This is a genomic window from Flavobacterium sp. CECT 9288 (genome assembly GCF_918731615.1).
In the GTDB taxonomy this organism is placed as follows: domain Bacteria; phylum Bacteroidota; class Bacteroidia; order Flavobacteriales; family Flavobacteriaceae; genus Flavobacterium.
Genome location: NZ_OU957226.1, coordinates 1,212,952 through 1,231,606, shown reverse-complemented (window position 1 = coordinate 1,231,606; position 18,655 = coordinate 1,212,952). Strand labels below are relative to the sequence as shown.

The 18,655-nt window shown below is 35.4% G+C and carries 15 protein-coding genes and 1 other RNA gene; 10 read left to right on the top strand and 6 right to left on the bottom strand.

Annotated elements, in window-relative coordinates:
- Window positions 1–209 precede the first annotated feature (209 nt).
- The 4 genes from LQ189_RS05310 to LQ189_RS05295 all read left to right on the top strand — a co-directional run bounded on the left by LQ189_RS05310 (window position 210) and on the right by LQ189_RS05295 (window position 6,271).
- Complete coding sequence (locus LQ189_RS05310) at window positions 210–707, top strand: helix-turn-helix domain-containing protein (RefSeq protein ID WP_230154780.1); 498 nt, start codon at window positions 210–212, stop codon at window positions 705–707.
- Window positions 707–1,348, top strand: a complete 642-nt coding sequence (locus LQ189_RS05305) for a nucleotidyl transferase AbiEii/AbiGii toxin family protein (RefSeq protein ID WP_230154778.1) — start codon at window positions 707–709, stop codon at window positions 1,346–1,348. The genes LQ189_RS05310 and LQ189_RS05305 overlap by 1 nt, the downstream gene beginning before the upstream one ends.
- Window positions 1,349–1,837: 489 nt before the next feature.
- The gene (locus LQ189_RS05300; RefSeq protein ID WP_230154775.1) at window positions 1,838–5,086 is read left to right on the top strand and encodes a LodA/GoxA family CTQ-dependent oxidase; all 3,249 of its coding nucleotides are present in this window, start codon (window positions 1,838–1,840) and stop codon (window positions 5,084–5,086) included.
- A 21-nt stretch (window positions 5,087–5,107) separates the two neighbouring features.
- Complete coding sequence (locus LQ189_RS05295; protein ID WP_230154774.1) at window positions 5,108–6,271, top strand: tryptophan 7-halogenase; 1,164 nt, start codon at window positions 5,108–5,110, stop codon at window positions 6,269–6,271.
- Window positions 6,272–6,359: 88 nt separating this feature from the next.
- On the opposite strand, the gene LQ189_RS05290 is transcribed toward LQ189_RS05295, so the two are convergent.
- The gene (locus LQ189_RS05290) at window positions 6,360–7,049 is read right to left on the bottom strand and encodes an SIMPL domain-containing protein (protein WP_230154773.1); all 690 of its coding nucleotides are present in this window, start codon (window positions 7,047–7,049) and stop codon (window positions 6,360–6,362) included.
- Between the two features lie 48 nt (window positions 7,050–7,097).
- A complete protein-coding gene (locus tag LQ189_RS05285; RefSeq protein WP_086454338.1) occupies window positions 7,098–7,736 on the bottom strand; it encodes a rhomboid family intramembrane serine protease in 639 nt (212 codons plus the stop codon).
- 114 nt (window positions 7,737–7,850) lie between these two features.
- Between LQ189_RS05285 and LQ189_RS05280 the strand changes: the two genes are divergently transcribed.
- Window positions 7,851–8,720 carry a lysophospholipid acyltransferase family protein gene (locus tag LQ189_RS05280; protein ID WP_230154772.1) on the top strand — a complete coding sequence of 290 codons (870 nt, stop codon included), beginning with the start codon at window positions 7,851–7,853 and terminating at the stop codon, window positions 8,718–8,720.
- 87 nt (window positions 8,721–8,807) lie between these two features.
- Here the strand turns inward: LQ189_RS05280 and LQ189_RS05275 are convergent, their stop codons facing one another.
- From LQ189_RS05275 to glmM, 3 genes are all read right to left on the bottom strand, one after another.
- The gene (locus tag LQ189_RS05275) at window positions 8,808–10,292 is read right to left on the bottom strand and encodes an aminotransferase class V-fold PLP-dependent enzyme (protein WP_230154771.1); all 1,485 of its coding nucleotides are present in this window, start codon (window positions 10,290–10,292) and stop codon (window positions 8,808–8,810) included.
- Between the two features lie 214 nt (window positions 10,293–10,506).
- Window positions 10,507–11,286: a membrane metalloprotease gene (locus tag LQ189_RS05270; RefSeq protein WP_230154770.1), complete on the bottom strand. Its 780-nt coding sequence runs from the start codon at window positions 11,284–11,286 to the stop codon at window positions 10,507–10,509.
- Window positions 11,287–11,469: 183 nt separating this feature from the next.
- Complete coding sequence (gene glmM / locus LQ189_RS05265; RefSeq protein ID WP_230154768.1) at window positions 11,470–12,858, bottom strand: phosphoglucosamine mutase; 1,389 nt, start codon at window positions 12,856–12,858, stop codon at window positions 11,470–11,472.
- Window positions 12,859–12,976: 118 nt separating this feature from the next.
- On the opposite strand from glmM, the gene LQ189_RS05260 reads away from it, so the two are divergent.
- From LQ189_RS05260 to LQ189_RS05245, 4 genes are read left to right on the top strand one after another with little or no spacing between them, the layout of a single operon-like run.
- On the top strand, window positions 12,977–13,561 hold the full coding sequence (locus LQ189_RS05260; protein WP_230154766.1) for an ACP phosphodiesterase: 585 nt from the start codon (window positions 12,977–12,979) through the stop codon (window positions 13,559–13,561).
- A complete protein-coding gene (ggt, locus tag LQ189_RS05255) occupies window positions 13,558–15,243 on the top strand; it encodes a gamma-glutamyltransferase (RefSeq protein ID WP_230154761.1) in 1,686 nt (561 codons plus the stop codon). Before LQ189_RS05260 ends, ggt begins: the two co-directional genes overlap by 4 nt.
- A gap of 44 nt (window positions 15,244–15,287) precedes the next feature.
- Entirely contained in the window at window positions 15,288–15,971 is a 684-nt protein-coding gene (locus tag LQ189_RS05250) for a DNA alkylation repair protein (protein ID WP_230154760.1), read from the top strand.
- 23 nt (window positions 15,972–15,994) lie between these two features.
- The gene (locus LQ189_RS05245; RefSeq protein ID WP_230154759.1) at window positions 15,995–17,779 is read left to right on the top strand and encodes a chloride channel protein; all 1,785 of its coding nucleotides are present in this window, start codon (window positions 15,995–15,997) and stop codon (window positions 17,777–17,779) included.
- 20 nt (window positions 17,780–17,799) lie between these two features.
- Here LQ189_RS05245 and rnpB read toward each other — a convergent pair.
- Window positions 17,800–18,129: RNase P RNA component class A (rnpB, locus tag LQ189_RS05240), an RNA gene on the bottom strand.
- Window positions 18,130–18,249: 120 nt separating this feature from the next.
- Between rnpB and LQ189_RS05235 the strand changes: the two genes are divergently transcribed.
- Window positions 18,250–18,549: a hypothetical protein gene (locus LQ189_RS05235; protein ID WP_230154758.1), complete on the top strand. Its 300-nt coding sequence runs from the start codon at window positions 18,250–18,252 to the stop codon at window positions 18,547–18,549.
- Window positions 18,550–18,655: the final 106 nt, after the last annotated feature.

Sequence of the window (18,655 nt, the reverse complement as noted above, 5' to 3'; positions counted from 1 at the left end):
GATATTATAAAACATTTATTTAATATAAATAGCTTTTATTACTGTTATAGCAGTAAATAAACCGGTAAAAGATGATTTTACAATTGAAAAATTAAAAAAAAGAACACAAAAACTGCTTTAACGGTAATAATCACCGCAAATATGCGTTGATTAAAAACAATTACCACCGCATCGATCTCCATGTAAACAAAAATGTTTACATTTGCATTATGAATGCATTAATCGAAAAATTTAAAGGCATACATCCTGGAATAGTATTGGAACGCTTACTTAACAAAAAAGCGATTTCACAGCGTCCTTTTGCTATTTCTATTGGGGAGCATCCACAAACTATAAACGCAATAACAAAAGGAAGAAGGAAACTCAATGTAGCACTGGCATTGAAAATTGAAGAAAAGCTAAGTTTAGAGGAAGGCTCACTAGCTTTGCTACAAACCTATTTTGACATTCAGGAACAAAAAAGTAAAACAAAACAAGAAACTCCAAACTTAAACCTTTTAAGAAAGGTGTTGTTTTGGGATACAGATATCACTAAAATTGATTGGCAGAAACAAAGTGCAGCGGTAATTCTTAGAATATTCGAACGAGGAAATGATATTGAAAAAGAAGAAATAAAACGTTTCTATAAAAGTGAACTCATTAGGTCTACACTTAAGCAAAATACTCGTAAACCCTATACTGTTTATAAAAATAAAGAACAATCGTAATGTTATACTATTCCACTGTAAATAAATTGCTTAAAGAAAGTTTGATTCAATTAATGCAATCAAAAATCTTTGATGATTTTAGACTTGTAGGCGGTACAGCATTGAGTTTACAAATAGGTCATAGAGAATCTATCGATATTGATCTGTTTAGTGATGCTGACTACGGATCACTAGATTTTAGAGCCATAGAAATTTATCTAAAAGATAACTTTCAATATGTAGATTTTTTAGACACTATTCCAGCAATGGGTAAAAGTTATAGTATTGGAGAAAATAAAGAAAATACCGTAAAACTTGATTTGTATTACACAGACGATTATATCCAACCCGCTATAGAAGTTGATGGTATCAGAATGGCAACTATTGAAGAAATTATCGCCATGAAGTTAGAAGTTATTCAGGGAGGAGGGAGAAAAAAAGACTTTTGGGATCTACATGAATTACTTCGGTCTCATGATTTATGCCAAATGTTAGACTTACACGAGCAAAGATATCCTTATTCACATGACAAAGATTTAATAATTAAAAACTTTACATCCTTTGAACAAGCTGATGAAGATTTTAATCCAATTTGCTTTAAAGGAAAGTATTGGGAGTTTATAAAGGAGGATTTTGAAGAAATTATTCTCCAATTTAAATAGCTACAATTTCTTTTACTGTCTTTACAAATGAGTATTCTACTATATTAAGTACTCTTTTTGTACACCTCTACCCTGCTAAAGCCTTACAAATAATGATAAATTAGATATTGTATCGGGAAATAATTTCATCAACACTTTACTCCAAATATTCTGGCTGCCAATTCCTGCTATTCACTACAAGTCCGCGGGAATCGCCTTAAAAACATAAACCCAAAACGAGCTTCCGTTGGTCGCTGTTTTGGGTTTTGTTTTTATTGGGCTCCTACCCTTGCGCGCTTTTCGTTGCTATCAGGGGCAGAGTGACGAACTACTGTAGAAAACTATCAGATATTCGTTTCTTATCTCATTTTTTAAACTACAAATTAGCATTCCTTTAATTTCTTAGAATTAAAAAATTTATTCTGTTTTTTAAAAATCAAGTATTTATACGCAAGGATAAGCTTGCTAAAAATACTTACTTTGGTATACAAAAAACTAAACAATCACTTTATGACTAAAAAAGCAAACAAACCAGAAAAACCAAGCACTACAAGCACAGCTGAAAAAAAATCAGCTTTATTAAAAACAAAACCTACAGCAAATAATGTTGCCTGTTGGGATAGTGATGGCAACATAAATGTAGTGACGCAACGACTCGAGGAAATGTTTGTCGAACTTGGACAAAAAACCCGTATCGAAAGCGGACAGCAGCCAGCTGAACGTCCCGTTTTTCGAAAACAACACGGCATTGGTTACGGAACTTTTACAATAAATAAAGATATTGATCCAAAATATAAAATCGGTATTTTTGCAGGTAGCTCTTATGAATGTGCTGTTCGTTTCTCTAGCGACACCAGCCCTTCTTCACCAGATTTACACTCTACTTTAGGTATTGGCTTAAAGCTTTTTGGTGTTGATGGTCCTAAACTTTTGGGAACAGGAACTAACGCTGATTTCATTTTCCAAAACATAGATCGTTTTTTCGCTCGTGATGCGCAACAAATGTGCAGTTTTACTACCGCCGGAGTTATCGACAAGGATTACGATTCGTACATCAATAAACATCCAAAACTGGCGTCTATTCTTAACGCCATGAACAAAGAGGAAGCCAGTTGTTTGAGTGCGACATATTGGGCAATTCTTCCTTTTAAGTTAGGGGAACAACAAATTGTAAAATACCGCCTAGTTCCCGAAGATACGTACCAGGGAGCACCTTTTGACGATAATAATTATTTAGCACTCGACTTACAGCAACGCCTCCGAACTAAATCAGCAAAATTTCGTTTTGAGATTCAGTTACGCACAAACGATAAAACCATGCCTCTAGATGATGCGCAAGCCGTTTGGAGCACAGAAGAAAGTCCGTACATAGCTATTGCAGAATTGTATTTCCCTGAACAAGACATTTGTGCAATTGGTCAACCTGAATTTGGCACAAATCTTTCGTTTAATATTTTCCGTACACTAAAAGAGCACGAACCACTGGGTTCTATTGCAGCGGTTCGAAAAGTAGTTTATGCCGCTAGTTCTGAGGTTCGTCATCAAGCAAACGGACAATCGACTCAAGAACCAGAAAAAGTGAACCGCCCTTTCAAAGGCAATGTAGACGAAAATAGTGATTGCATTGTCAAAGCTGGAATCTATCCGCCTATAGGTGTTACGCGTGTAGGAAATAGTGAAAACGAGTACTTTATTGGCCCATTGGTTTCAGAGCCTGTACCAATGTCTAGCGATAATGCGTACCGCGATGCTACTGGCGCCCTAAAACGACAAGCCGCACAATTTAGAATATATGGTTTCAATGCAGCAGGAAAGGCTATCAAGGAGTTAAATGCTGAGAATTCTAAAATCGTTTGGCATTCCCATTTAGCCAATCAAAAGGCTTCTTGGTACCAATTCCAAATTGCGTTGGACATTCCAGATGCTGCTGATGCGCCACCTTCATTACTTCGAAATATTGATGTAAAAGATAGAAACTCACTCATTATTGATGGTGGTTTACAAACAATAAACAAACCAAATGTAACCAAAGGACATCAGTTTGTAGGTAAATTTCAAGAAAAACCAGTATATCTAGGCGAAATGCGCACTGATGAAAAAGGACGTTTACTTATGCTAGGTGGCCACGGAGTTTCTGAAAATTTAAAAGGTGATATTGCGATAACATTTGCCAATAATGAAGGTTGGTATGATGACATCTCAGACGGACCTGTTACTGCCGAAGTAGAATATAATGGTGTGGCACTTAAAGTAGATCCAGCTTGGGTTGTTTGTGCGCCACCTGATTATGCTCCAATGCAAAAATCAGTAAGAACAATGTGGGATTTAATGCGCGATGTAGCGGTAAGTTCAGGAATGATGCCATGCCCTGTCCGACCATCATTTACTAAGGATATCTTGCCCATTTTTGAACGAATGACAAATTTACAATGGGTCAACGCAGCCTTTGCAGCAGCTTTTGGTTGGGGCGGACAATTTGACTACACCACCTCTAAATGGAAAGTAAGATTGAACGATCCTTCTTCTGCCAATATCGAAATGCGACGTACGATTTCAAATAGTTTTAGAAGATACGGCACCTCTGGAGCAGAAGCACCTCAATTATGGCCTTGGCTTTATGGCGATGCCATTAGTATTCCATCTGTAGGTTCTATGAGACAAAACTCTGTTTTATCAGATTTACAATTGTCTTTTATAGACCAATGGGTCAAAGGAGATTTTGATGCTGATTACATAGACATGACGGGTTGTCCACATGTACCTGAACCTATAACTTTAGATAAATTACCCGTTGCTGAACAGCCAGATATGATGACTAAAGCCGCAATGGAATTTTGTTTGGCAGATGCTTTTCATCCTGGTTGCGAAATGACATGGCCTATGCGAACTGCTGGCATGTACTCAGCGCCATTTAGATTACTTCATGCTCCAAAAACGCCTCTGGTTGACAGTAGTTATTATGGCCCTATGATGAACAGTGATGTGTTTACTTTAGCCAAAGGACCTTTATTAGGCGGGCAAGTTGCTGGTGGAATTAGTCGCTGGATGGCTATCCCTTGGCAAACAGACACTGCTAGTTGTAGAGATGGATACACCTCATCGTACGACCCTTATGTTCCTACGTTTTGGCCGGCTCGTGTACCCAATAATATTTTAGATGAAGAGCGTTACAAGGAAGTAATAAATGACAACAATGCCGAAGAAACACGCAAGCAGGCCTTTGCTTTCCGTAAAATGTGGTTAGACGATTTACCGCTTGACGGCCAGGATCCAACCTACACGAATCAAATTAATAGTATGGTAAAATACTTTGACAAACTGGCGGTTGTACAACCTAGAAAAGGAGTACCAAACAATGAGAATTTCCCTCCTGAAATGCAAGTAGGAATTACACCTTCTCCAGAGCAAGAAGCCACTTTACTTAAAGAAGCCATCAAGGATTTAGAAACTATCTTAAAAAGCAAAAAGTCACTGAGTAAAGGTGTTCAGGATACACTTAAAGCGGCAGCAACAGAATTATCACATAAAGAATTGTTTACAGAACAAGACGTATTATCTAATGCAAAAGATCAATTGATTGCTTTAGTTGAAAACGAGTTGTCTGATGATTTTGCCTCTACGCCAAGTGTACAAAAATTACTAAATTTATTGACTTCAAAAGCTTCTGCATTAACTAAAGCCAAGCATCCTGGTAGAAACAAAATAAGCTTAGCAGGCACAGACAAAGGGAACCGTTTCAGACGTTATTCACCAAAATAATTGTACAAAAGCATTTTACCAATGAATAAAAAATTGGCTACAAAAGTAGATATTGCTATTATAGGCGGTGGCATTGCAGGTTGTACTGCAGCCATCGCTTTATCTAAAAAGTATACAGTCGCTTTAATTGACAAAGCATTACAACCTGTTGATCGTATTGGCGAATGTTTGCCACCTGCTGCGCGACGCATTTTAAAACAGCTAGATCTATTAGAAGGTTTAGAAAACAAAGGCTATCCTGCTAACCAACAAATACAACAACAAAACACAGGAACGCAATCGTACTGGGGAAGTGACAAGAGTACTATTGTAGATCATTTGCGCAATCCAGATGGTTTTGGCTGGCAATTGAACCGAAAAGAATTTGAAGTCTATTTACGATCCAATGCTGAGCAACGTGGCGTAAACTGTTTTTTTGGATATAAACTTCAAACTGCTGCTTATGATAATGATCTGTGGACTATTGGCATCAAAACTTCCGAAACGACAACAAAATCAATTGAATCATGTATAACTGCAAAATTTGTTATTGATGCAAGTGGTAGACAATCCCATTTTACTCGAACGTTAGGTATTAAACGTGAAGTAATTGACAAACTTGTGGCCACTTGGGCCACAGTAGAGAATCACGAAACGATTACAATGAGCACTATTTCATCATGTGAGGAAGGCTGGTGGTACAGTGCACCATTGCCTAATAATAAAAGGGTTATTGCATTTCAAACCGATGCTGATTTAATAGAACGAACTCAAATAAAAAGTGCCGATTCCTTTTTACAATTGGCAACAGCCAATAAACAGATGGCTAGTATTCTTTCAAAAAATAAGCAACCCATACAATTTCATGGTACGGTGGCTGCTAATTCTAGTAAGCTTCATGAAGTAGCAGGAAAGCAATGGGCAGCACTTGGCGATGCTGCAGTAAGTTTTGATCCACTTTCTTCCCAAGGCATGTTTAACGCCATGGCAAGTGCGCTACAGCTTACAGATCTCCTGCAGAACTATCAAATAATTGAAGAGACAAACAAGGCTCAAGAGGCAGTATTTCAAGAGATATACACGCAACAAATGAATCACATTTGGGATTATTACCTCAAACATAAGTCTTATTTTTATGGACAAGAACAACGCTGGCCTCAGTCTGAATTCTGGAAGAGAAGACAATTAGCATCATCAAATATTTAAAAACTTTGAGTGAAAGTAAATCGTTAAATCTATTCACAAAAAAAACGGAACTAAAATAGTTCCGTTTTTTTTTAAAGTATAGGCCTTTCTATTCCAATATAAAATTTACCGTAACATTAGCTGTAATATTTATTTCTCCTATTGCTAAAGTTTCTCTAGGTTCTGATGCATCCATGCGCTCCATGCTTTTCATAGAAGCATACATAGGCTGTGGATAATAAGTTTGAGAATTATCTGAAATTACGAGTGCCTTCCCTACTTTTTGCCCTAAAACTGATACATAATCTTCTGCTTTTAATTTGGCGTCCTTCATAGCAAGCTTTCTTGCTTCTGATTGATATTGCGCTAGCTTTGAGGATTGAAATACTACGGCATCTATTCTATTAATTCCTTGTTCTACTAAACCTTCCATCAATTCATCATACTTTGATAAATCTCTTATAACAATTTCAATGGTTTGAACTGCATTGTAGCTGTGTTTCTTTTTTTCATAATCATACTGCGGATTCAAAGCTATGCGTTGCGTTTTGAAATCCCCTGCCGGTATGTTCATTTTTTTTATAAACTTGATTACTGCATCAATTTTTTCATCATTTCCTTTTTTAACATCCTTAGCTACATTCCCTTTGGTTTCAACCGAAACATTAATAGTAGCTTGATCTGGGATAACTTTTACTTTTCCTTCTCCATTTACATTAATTTGAGGCGTAGGTTTTACATCTTGACCATAAGACAATGAGATAAAAAATATACTGAATACTGCTAATGCTTTTTTCATTTTTAACAATTTAAAGGTTATTACAATTACTTTCCAAAAGTTATGCCATTATAGCTTACCTAGCTTTACCATTATAAAAAGAATTACAATAGGAATGGCTAAAACAATAACCATCATTGTATTATCTACAAACATAGTAGGTTGTTTTATTAAAGTAATTAGATAACCGCCTACAGCTCCACCAAAATGTGCCGTATGGCCAATGTTATCGTTCTTAGCACGCATGCCATAAATAGAGTACAATAAATACAATATCCCAAAAATATAAGCTGGCATTGGTATTATAAAAAATATTCCTAACATCATATCGGGTTGCAATAATATAGCTGAATACAACACTCCTGTAACAGCTCCAGAGGCGCCTACGGCTCTATACCCATAGTCATTGTTATGAAAAACCATAGTAAGCAAACTCCCAAAAATAAGGCTGCCAAAATAGATCAATAAAAATGAAAAATTACCCAGTTGCCCTAATACTACCGGAGCAAACATCCAAAGGGTAAACATATTAAAAAACAAATGAACCATATCTGCATGTAAAAAACCAGAGGTAATCATTCGGATTTGTTCTCCAGCTTTGATACTTCCTACATGAAATTCATATTTTCTAAAAAAAGACAAGTCGTTAAATCCTTTGTAACTAAACAATACATTAACAATTATTAATGCTAATAAAACAGTATTCATATTCCGTATTTTTTGTGATGGGTAAAGATAGTAATTCTCAAATACTCATTCACGAGCAAGGGAAATTATATCTACAATCAAAATTAAGTTATATTTGTCAAAAAAAAAATTTGCATGCAGTTACTTGTTTTCATATTAGCGTACCCTTTTCTTTGGTTCATCTCTATTTTACCTTTTCCTATGTTGTATGGCATATCGAATGGGGTTTATTTCTTAATGTATTATGTCATTGGTTATCGTAAAAAAGTAGTTCGTGCTAATATTGCATTGGCTTTGCCGCATCTTAACCAACAAGAACGTTTGCTTATTGAAAAGAAATCATACCATCATTTATGTGATATGTTTCTTGAAATGACCAAAACACTTACAATTTCTTCTGAAGAAATGAACCGAAGATTTGTAATCACAAACGTAGAACTCATTCAAGAATATGAAAAAAAAGGCAAAAGTATTATGCTTATAGCTTCACATTATGCAAGTTGGGAATGGTTAATCACGCTTAATCAAAAACTAAGTATTCAAGGAGTTGGTGTATATAAAAAACTAAGAAATATTTATTTTGACAAATTGGTTCGAGATATTCGTTCAAAATACAATACGTTATTAGTACAAACAAATAAAACCATCCCACTAATTGCTGAAAATTATAAAAGCAACATTCAGTGTGTCTATGGTTTAGCCAGCGATCAATCTCCTAAAATGGATAGAATTTTTCATTGGGAATCCTTTATGGGTGTTGAAGTTCCTGTGCATACTGGCCCTGAAATGCTATCAAAAAAGTATGATATGACTGTTGTTTTTGCAAAAGTAAAAAAAGTGAAACGTGGTTTTTATGAACTGACTATCATTCCTATTGCAGAAAATGCAAAAGAGCTACCTGATTTTGAAATCACACACCGTTACATCAAAGAAGTTGAAAAACAAATAATTGAAGCACCTGAATACTATTTCTGGACTCATAAACGATGGAAACATAGAAGATAAGTCTAACCGTCTTCGATTTTCAGTCTTCAGTATTGAGTCTTATTTTTAGTTTAAAGTTTTTTTTACAAATAGCAATAGTGTAATTTATTAAGAGAACCAACTTGTCACAAGATTATCCTCTAGTGGCTGAGCTTCTTTATGAACAAACTCATTGCTAATTGGGTTGTAATCATAATCTAATGCCCATGTTGCATGATTTTCGGCTAACGCTTTAATTCCGTTACACACGTATTCAATTTCAGCAGTTGTGGTAGTGGGATGAATTGACATCCTGATCCATCCTGGCTTTCTAATTAAATCTCCTAGCGAAATTTCATTGACTAACTTATTAGAGGTTTCTTGGTCAACATGCAGTAAAAAATGTCCGTATGTGCCTGCACAACTGCATCCTCCACGTGTTTGAATTCCAAATTTATCATTCAATAATTTCACTCCTAAATTAAAATGCAGGTCTTCTATAAAAAAAGAAATAACACCCAGTCTATCTTGATGTTGAGCTGCTAAAATTTTGATATTGGACACAAGTCCCAAGGAAGAAAAAATATATTCTACGATTTCGTGTTCTCGTTTTAAGATTTGATCCACGCCCATTTGTTCTTTGAGCTGTATGGCTAATGCTGTTTTTATAACCTGTAAAAAACCAGGTGTTCCGCCATCTTCTCTATCCTCAATATTATCAATGTATTTGTGTTCTCCCCATGGATTTGTCCAGCTTACAGTTCCTCCTCCTGGATTATCTGGTACAACATTTTGATATAATTTTTTATTAAAAACAAGGATACCACAAGTCCCAGGACCTCCTAAAAACTTGTGTGGAGAAAAGAAAATAGCATCTAAATAAGACTCTTGATCTTCAGGGTGCATATCTATCTTTACGTAAGGACCTGAGCAAGCAAAATCAACAAAACAAAGTCCGTTATGTTGATGCATTAATTTTGCCACTTCATGATATGGAGTTTTGATACCCGTAACATTAGAGCATGAAGTGATGGATGCAATTTTAAAAGGTCTTTCTTTATATTTATCTAGTAAAATCAATAAGTTTTCTATGCTAAACAAACCATCTTCAGCGGCTGGAATTACCTCAACATCAGCAATTGTTTCTAGCCAAGACGTTTGGTTTGAATGATGTTCCATGTGCGAAATAAAAACAATCGGCTTTTTTTCGGCAGGAATCGTGATGAAATTCTTTAGATTTTCAGGAACTTTTAAGCCCAATATTCTTTGAAACTTGTTTACCACACCTGTCATTCCGGTTCCATCTGTTATGAGAACATCATCTGCACTAGCATTCACATGGTGTTTGATAATATGTCTGGCTTTGTGATACGCTTTTGTCATAGCAGTCCCAGAAATGGTGGTCTCAGTATGTGTATTGGCCACAAAAGGACCAAACTCATTCATTAACTTTTCTTCAATTGGTCGATACAATCGCCCGCTAGCAGTCCAATCTGTATAGATGATTTTTTGCTTTCCGTAAGGAGATTCAAATTCTTGGTTTAACCCAATAATGTGCTCTCTAAATTGTTCAAAATAAAGCTCTAACTCTGTTTTTGTAGCTACTGCATTCATGACCTTCTTAATTTACATCAAAGATAAAGGTTTTATTGTAATTTCTCCAAATTGAAATTTATAGTAATCCTTAAATATCCTTGATTTGAACGCTCTATTTTTTAAATAGTTCAGAAAAAATATCATTTGTAACAATAATTTTAAAGATATCGAAATACTGTGTATTAAAAAAACTTTAAAAAAAAAGAAAAAACTTAACTAAACTCGCAAGTATTTATCTTCCTCCATTCGCACGAAGGTCTGCAATACATTGAGCATCTAGCTGAGGTACATTTCCAGAGGTTCCCATACTACCTATTGCAGCACTCAAATCAAATGTCCAATACATTAAGCACGATTTGTTATTACAATGTTTAGGATTATCAGTGTCTTCATGGTTGCTTTGCATGGCTGTACCAAAATTTGTTAGCCCTAAAACATGTCCAAATTCATGAGTAATTACTGTGGTTTCCAGCACGCTTCTGTTGGGTTCAAAAGCACTATCACTCAAACCATGAAGCGTTTGTTCATATATAACAAATGAAGTATTGCGATAAGCAGTTCCTAGTACAAATGAATTTCCGGCATCTTTATCTGATTTTCCATCAGCAAAAAAAGCCCAAACAGCAATTTGGTCTACTAAATTGTATTTAGTTCTATTAGCATCCTCAATAGCTACTATTTCCTCGTTTGAATAGGGTGCCGTTCCTGGTGAAGGAATTCCGCGTTTCACGACCGTAATACCTCCAGGCTTGAAAGTTCTAGCATTTAAAAAATTAACAAAGTTTGTTATGGCCGCAGTACTAGGTTCAAAACCATTTACGTAGACCACTTCAATCACCAAACTTTTAAATTTCCTATCTGATAATAAATCATTTGCAGAGCTACCGGTTTGCTGTTTGTTCAAATTTTTATCAACTGTAACAGCATCAGGACTAGAATTATTTTCATCACTTGAGCAAGAAGCAACAAATAGAAATGAACACAAAACCAGAAGTGCGGAAATTTTTTTCATAAATATAAATTTTAAATCTTTTTTATTTCGTTTTACAATTCGTCTTTATTATACAACAGAAAAATCGAAAACCCTTTTCAAACTAAGTATCATCTACGAAAAAAACACATCTTTAGACTTACAATTGTATTATTTTAAAAAAACCCTTTTGAAAAATACAAAAGGGTTTAAAAATTCTATTCATTAAATACCAGCAACTGCTTTAATTTCATCAATAATTCTAAGTGCTAATTGATCTGCTAGCATTTGAGAGGCTGCTTCGGTATAAATACGAATAATAGGCTCTGTATTTGATTTTCTTAAGTGAACCCAATTTTCGGCAAAATCAATTTTAACACCATCAATAGTAGTAATATCTTCATTCTTGTACTTTTCGGTCATGGCAACAAGAATAGCATCTACATCAATTTGCGGTGTTAATTCAATTTTATTTTTGCTCATGTAATATTCCGGATACGAAGCACGCAATGCTGAAACCGTCATTTTTTTGTTAGCCAAATGCGTCAAAAACAAAGCTACTCCTACCAAACTATCACGTCCGTAATGAAGCTCTGGGTAGATAATTCCACCGTTTCCTTCACCACCAATAACTGCATTATTTTTTTTCATCAATTCTACTACATTTACCTCACCTACAGCACTGGCTTCGTAGTTTCCGTTATGTGCGTTTGTAACATCGCGTAAAGCACGAGACGATGACATGTTAGATACTGTATTTCCTGGAGTTTTACTCAAAACATAATCGGCACAAGCCACTAACGTGTATTCTTCGCCAAACATTTCGCCATCTTCACAAATGAATGCCAAACGATCTACATCAGGATCTACAACAATTCCTAAATGTGCTTTTTCTTTTACAACCAGTTCCGAAATATCGGTTAAATGCTCTTTCAAAGGCTCTGGATTATGAGGGAAATGACCGTTTGGTTCGCAGTAAAGTTCTACCACTTCAACGCCCATTAATTCTAATAATCTAGGAATAATAATTCCACCTGATGAGTTTACTCCATCAACAACAACCTTAAATTTTGCTGCTTTTACAGCTTCAATATCTACTAATGGTAAGTTTAAAACCTCATCAATGTGTATGTCCATGTAGGCATCATTGATTGTGATAGTTCCTAAATCATCCACATCCGAAAAATTAAAACCTTCGCTTTCCGCAATTTCAAGAATTTTAAGTCCCTCTTCACCATTTAAAAACTCCCCTTTTTCGTTCAATAATTTCAAAGCATTCCATTGTTTTGGATTATGCGATGCCGTTAATATTATTCCGCCCTCAGCTTTTTCAAGTGGTACAGCAACTTCAACAGTTGGAGTAGTTGAAAGTCCTAAATCAATCACATCAATACCCAAACCAATCAAGGTGTTTACTACCAAATTATGAATCATTGGTCCAGATATACGAGCATCACGTCCTACAACTACCGTGATTTTATCTTTCTTACTGTAGTTTTTTAACCAAGTTCCATAAGCTGAAGCAAATTTTACAGCATCAACAGGAGTTAAGTTATCCCCTACATTTCCACCTATTGTACCTCGAATTCCTGATATTGATTTTATTAAAGTCATTGATATATATTTTATAAATTGAATTTTAAATTTTAAATTGCTGACAAATATAAGAATTGAAGCCTATAAAATAGAAATGAACGTAAAATTTCATTCTATAAATCTTTAAAGCAATCTCATGAATTTCCTAGCACACATTTACCTTTCTGGCGAAAATGATTTACTTAAAATTGGTAATTTCATGGCTGATGGAATCAGAGGGAGTCACTATGAAAACTACCCATTAGAAATTCAAAAAGGTATTGTTTTGCATCGAGCCATTGATACTTTTACCGATGCGCATCCTATCTTTAGACAAAGTACAAAAAAACTTCATGAAAAATACCATCATTACGCTGGAGTGATTGTGGATGTTTTTTACGATCACTTTTTAGCCAAAAACTGGTCGAATTATTCTAATGAAAAACTAGAAGATTTTGTTGCCCGTTTTTACGACTCCCTGTACCATAATTACAGCGTACTATCAGAGAAAACAAAAGGTATGATGCCCTACATGATACAACAAAATTGGCTTGTAAGTTACCAAACAGTTGAAGGCATAGATGGAATTTTAACCCAAATGGACAAACGCACTAAAAACCAATCCCAAATGAGGTTTGCAAGCAATGAATTAAACGAATTCTACAGTGAATTTGAGAATGACTTTACTCTTTTTTTTGCTGAATTAATCTCATTTGTAAACCACAAAAAATCAACATTATGAAAAAATTATTACCGTTACTTTTCTTAATTGCTATTGGATGTAAATCCCAAGAAAAAGCAGTAAATCCCACCGGACTTGTGACTTCCAAAGCAATGGTAGTTTCTGCGCGTGAAGAAGCCTCACAAATAGGAGTCGACATAATGAAAAAAGGAGGTAACGCATTTGACGCTATGGTAGCTACCGAATTAGCATTGGCTGTAGCCCATCCGCAAGCGGGAAATATAGGCGGCGGAGGTTTTATGGTTTACAGGAAAGCTAACGGAGAAACTGGCTCTATTGATTATAGAGAAAAAGCACCTTTGTCAGCCAAAAACGATATGTTCTTAGACCAAAATGGAAATGTTATAAAAGGTAAAAGTACTGCAACAGCACATGCATCAGGTGTACCTGGAACCATTGCAGGTGTTTTTGAAGTACACAAAAAATACGGTTCACTTCCCATTAGTGAAATATTAAAACCTGTAATTGCTCTCGCAGAAAGAGGCGTAGTTGTAACACCCAATCAAGCCAAAAGTCTAGCAGCTTTTAGAGCGGTTTTTATTAAAGAAAACGGACCAAACAGCTTATTCTCTCAAGTTTATAAAGCAAACGATACCATCAAATACAAAGCGTTAGCAAATACGCTTAAAAAAATTTCACAATATGGAAAAGAGGAATTTTACGCCGGAGAAACCGCCCAAAAACTGATTGCTTTTCTCACTCAAAAGAACGGTGCTATGACTCTTGAGGATTTAAAGAAGTACGAAGCAAAATGGAGAAAACCAATTACATTTGATTATAAAGATTTAAAAATAACTTCTATGGCACCACCTAGTAGTGGTGGAATCTGTTTGAACCAAATCATGTCTATGATAGAACCATATCCGCTTGCGCAAATGGGACACAACAGTCAAAAAGCCATTCAATTGATTACCGAAGCCGAGCGCAGAGCCTACGCAGATAGAAACTTTTTTCTTGGAGATCCTGATTTTGTAAAAATACCTACTTCTAAATTACTTGATCCTTCGTACTTAAAAAACAGAATGAATACTTTCAGTTTTGATAAAGCCACCAAATCTTCAGATGTTGCACACGGTGAAATAACAGGATATGAAAGTGATCAAACCACACATTACTCTATTGTAGATCCTTTTGGGAATGCGATAGCCGCAACAACAACCTTAAATGATAATTATGGTTCCAAAATATACTGTGATGAACTGGGTTTTTTCTTGAACAATCAAATGGATGATTTTAGCGCAAAACCAGGTGTCCCAAATCTCTACGGTCTTACCGGAAGTAAAGCCAACAGTATTGCCCCTGAAAAAAGAATGCTAAGTTCTATGACTCCAACCATCATCGAAAAAGATAAAAAACTTTACATGGTAGTAGGAACTCCGGGAGGATCAACTATTATCACATCGGTTTTACAAACTATTTTAAACGTATATGAATTTAATTTAAGTATGCAAGAGGCAGTAGATACACCTCGATTTCACCACCAATGGTTGCCTGATGAAATTATTTTCGAACCAAATTCTTTCAACAAAGATTTGCTATTGCAACTCAAACAAAAAGGATACTCTATCAATGAAAAAGACAAAGAAATTATAGGTGCTGTAGATGCCATTTTAGTTTTACCCAATGGCAAACTTGAAGGCGGAGCTGACAGAAGAGGTGACAACAAAGCGGTTGGATTTTAAGTTGTAACTAAAAAACCGAAACAATCTTTTTAAATTCTGTTTCCATGAACTTTATCTCAACACTCGAAAACGCGTTTGAACAAAATAGAAATGTAGAAAACGCTTTTGCAATGTCGCAATACATGCGCAATAAGTTTTCCTTTTTTGGTATTCGCACCACCAAAAGAAGAGAACTATTTAAAGAAATTTGGAAACAAAACCAACAAGAAGTACACCATCATTCTGTACAAATTGCTCAAACTCTTTTTAACAAACCAGAACGAGAATTCCATTATTGCGCCATTGAAATTCTAATAAAAGAAAAGAAAAAGGCTTATAGTGATACTGACATCGATTGGATTGAAAAACTAATATTGCAGCATTCCTGGTGGGATAGCGTTGACACCATAGCAAAATACATTTTGGGAGACTATTTACAGCAATTCCCCAACGAAACTGAGAACGTTATCACAAGATTTTCAAGTCAAGAGAGTATATGGTTGCATCGTAGTTTGATTCTTTTCCAATTGGGATACAAACAAAAAACGAATGCAGATCTCCTTTTTTGGCTCTGTTTAAAATACGCCAATTCCTCCGAATTTTTTATTCAAAAAGCCATCGGTTGGGCGCTTCGTGAATATGCTAAAACAAATCCCGAAGCGGTCCTTATCTTTGTAAATTCGAATAAATTAAAACCTTTAAGCACAAAAGAAGCCCTTAAAAATAGTGGTTCGCTTAAAATAATGTAGCTTTGTGAATCATTTTAAAAATCATGTTTAAAAAATATATTTCAAGGTTAGAAGCTATTATTTCAATAGCACAATCATTATTGACTCCTAAACAATTTATATTTTTATCAGCAGTATTAGTGGGTATTTCAGCTGCTTTTGCAGTAATTGTATTGAAAACTTTTGCACACTGGGTGTTTATTTTTGCAACGTATGTAAGCGGCATTTTAAAACTTGGTTTTCTGACTAGTATTTTACCCATCATTGGAATTTTACTCACTATTCTGGTGGTAAAAAAAGTATTAGGCGGAAGCATTCAAAAAGGAACTTCTCAAATATTATATGCTGTTGCAAAAAAAGCAAGTATTATCCCCAGGAAACAAATGTATGCCCAAATTGTAACGAGCTCGCTAACTGTTGGACTTGGTGGATCAGCAGGTTTAGAAAGTCCTATTGTAATTACCGGTGCTGCTTTTGGATCAAATTATGCTCAAAACTATAAATTAAGCTACAAAGACAGAACTCTTTTGATAGGCTGTGGTGTAGCCGCAGGAATTGCAGCGGCGTTCAACGCACCCATTGCTGGAGTTCTATTTGCCATTGAAGTTTTATTAGTTGATGTTAGTATAGCTGCCTTTACTCCCATCATGATTGCCGCTGCTACGGGAGCACTCGTATCTGTAATTGTATTGGATGAGGAAATTCTTTTGTCGTTCAAACAACAACAAAGTTTTGATTACCACAACATTTTATACTATGTACTTCTTGGTATTTTCACTGGATTAATAGCCGTGTACTACTCTAGAAATTTTCAAAGAGTAGAACATTTTTTTGGACGCTTAAAATTTTCTCCCTTCAAGAAAGGGCTCTTTGGAGCAAGCATTTTAGCACTATTAATTGTTGTTTTCCCCACACTTTTTGGTGAAGGTTATGAAAGCATCAAAACCCTTTCAGAGAGTGATCCTGGTAAATTACTAGAACATACTCTTTTTAGTGACTTTAGAAACAATAGTTGGGTGCTTTTACTATTTGTGGGTGCTACTATGATGCTCAAAGTTTTTGCAACCAGCATTACCATCAACAGTGGTGGTAACGGAGGTAATTTTGCTCCTTCCTTGTTTTTAGGTTCTTATGTAGGATTCTTTTTTTCAAAATTTCTAAATCTCACAGGACTCACAAAATTACCCGTTAGCAATTTCACACTAGTAGGAATGGCGGGAATATTAAGTGGATTATTTCATGCGCCACTAACCGCCATTTTCTTGATTGCCGAAATAACTGGAGGTTACAATTTAATGATTCCTCTTATGATTGTGGCTTCTATCAGTTTTGCTATTTCTAAACGTTTTGAAAAACACTCTATGGATGTTAAAAACTTGGTCGAAAAAGGACATGCTTTCACCAGTAATAAAGACACCAATATCCTTTCTACACTAGAAACCAACACTATTATTCAAACCGATTTTTTAACGGTAACTCCTGATGAAAATTTAGAACGCTTAGTGGATCTCATTTCTCATTCGAATCAAGTTATTTTTGGTGTCATTGATGCCCAACAAAACTTACTTGGAATTGTCCATTTTAATGATATTCGCGAAATCATTTTTAACACCTATCGTGTCAAATATACTTTGGTGAAAGAAATCATGATGGCACCTGTAGAAACTATTGCACCCTTTGACAGTATGGAACAAGTCATGAATAAATTCGAAAAGTCGAAAAAAGCATTCTTACCTGTACTTAAAGAGGGTAAATATTATGGTTTTATATCAAAGTCAGTGGCTCTTGAAGCCTATAGAACCAAACTAAAATCCATGACAATAGAGTAACAAAAAAAAGTGGAAAAAGAAAAAAAAGCAGACCTATAAGCCGGATTCTGTATTTCGATTACTCAAAACCCTTATCATTTATCTAGATCCAAAATTACTCTTGGACTCAAGCTATCTACCCTTCAGCAACGGACGAGATACCCTTAAATGCTGATATACTTGATATTTCACCGCATAGAGTTTACCTGGTTTCACTACAGCATTACCTGTACATACTTTCTGTTGCACTTGTCCTAATCTCATCCGTAAAGACGAAACCGACGGGTGTTACCCGCTATGCTTCTCTGTGGTGTCCGGACTTTCCTCCCTCTCGCCCATAAAGGCAAGACGACGATAAGGCGGTCTGCGACGGCAAATTTAGCATTATTAAATCTTTTTATCTCATTTTCTACTACTTACTTTAACAAGACCTTCACAACCATTTCATAATAAAACAGTTACCTTACCATCTTATCTATAAAAACAATACTATGTCAAAAATGTATCATTATGCCAGCGTTTCAAAAGCCTTAGAAGATTTAAAAGAAAAAGGATTTACAGTTGATTTTAACATTTATGACCAAGACCTTATACAAAACCCGAGTCATTACGAAATCCAACATATTTATAGATATGAAGGGGAATCAAATCCAGATGACGAAGCCACCGTTTACGGTATACTATCAACTACCGGACAAAAAGGGGTTTTTGTAGCAGGTTACGCAGCAAATTCAGATAATGATGCTGCCAAAGTTTTACTAGATCTCACCATCAAAGATAGAAATTCTTAATATTTTTTATCTGTTTAAAAACTTGAAAATCAAACTCTAAATATTACTTTTTTTTAGGAGCTTTCTCCAGCTATTCGTTTCAATCTTATCCGCCATCCCGAGGTTT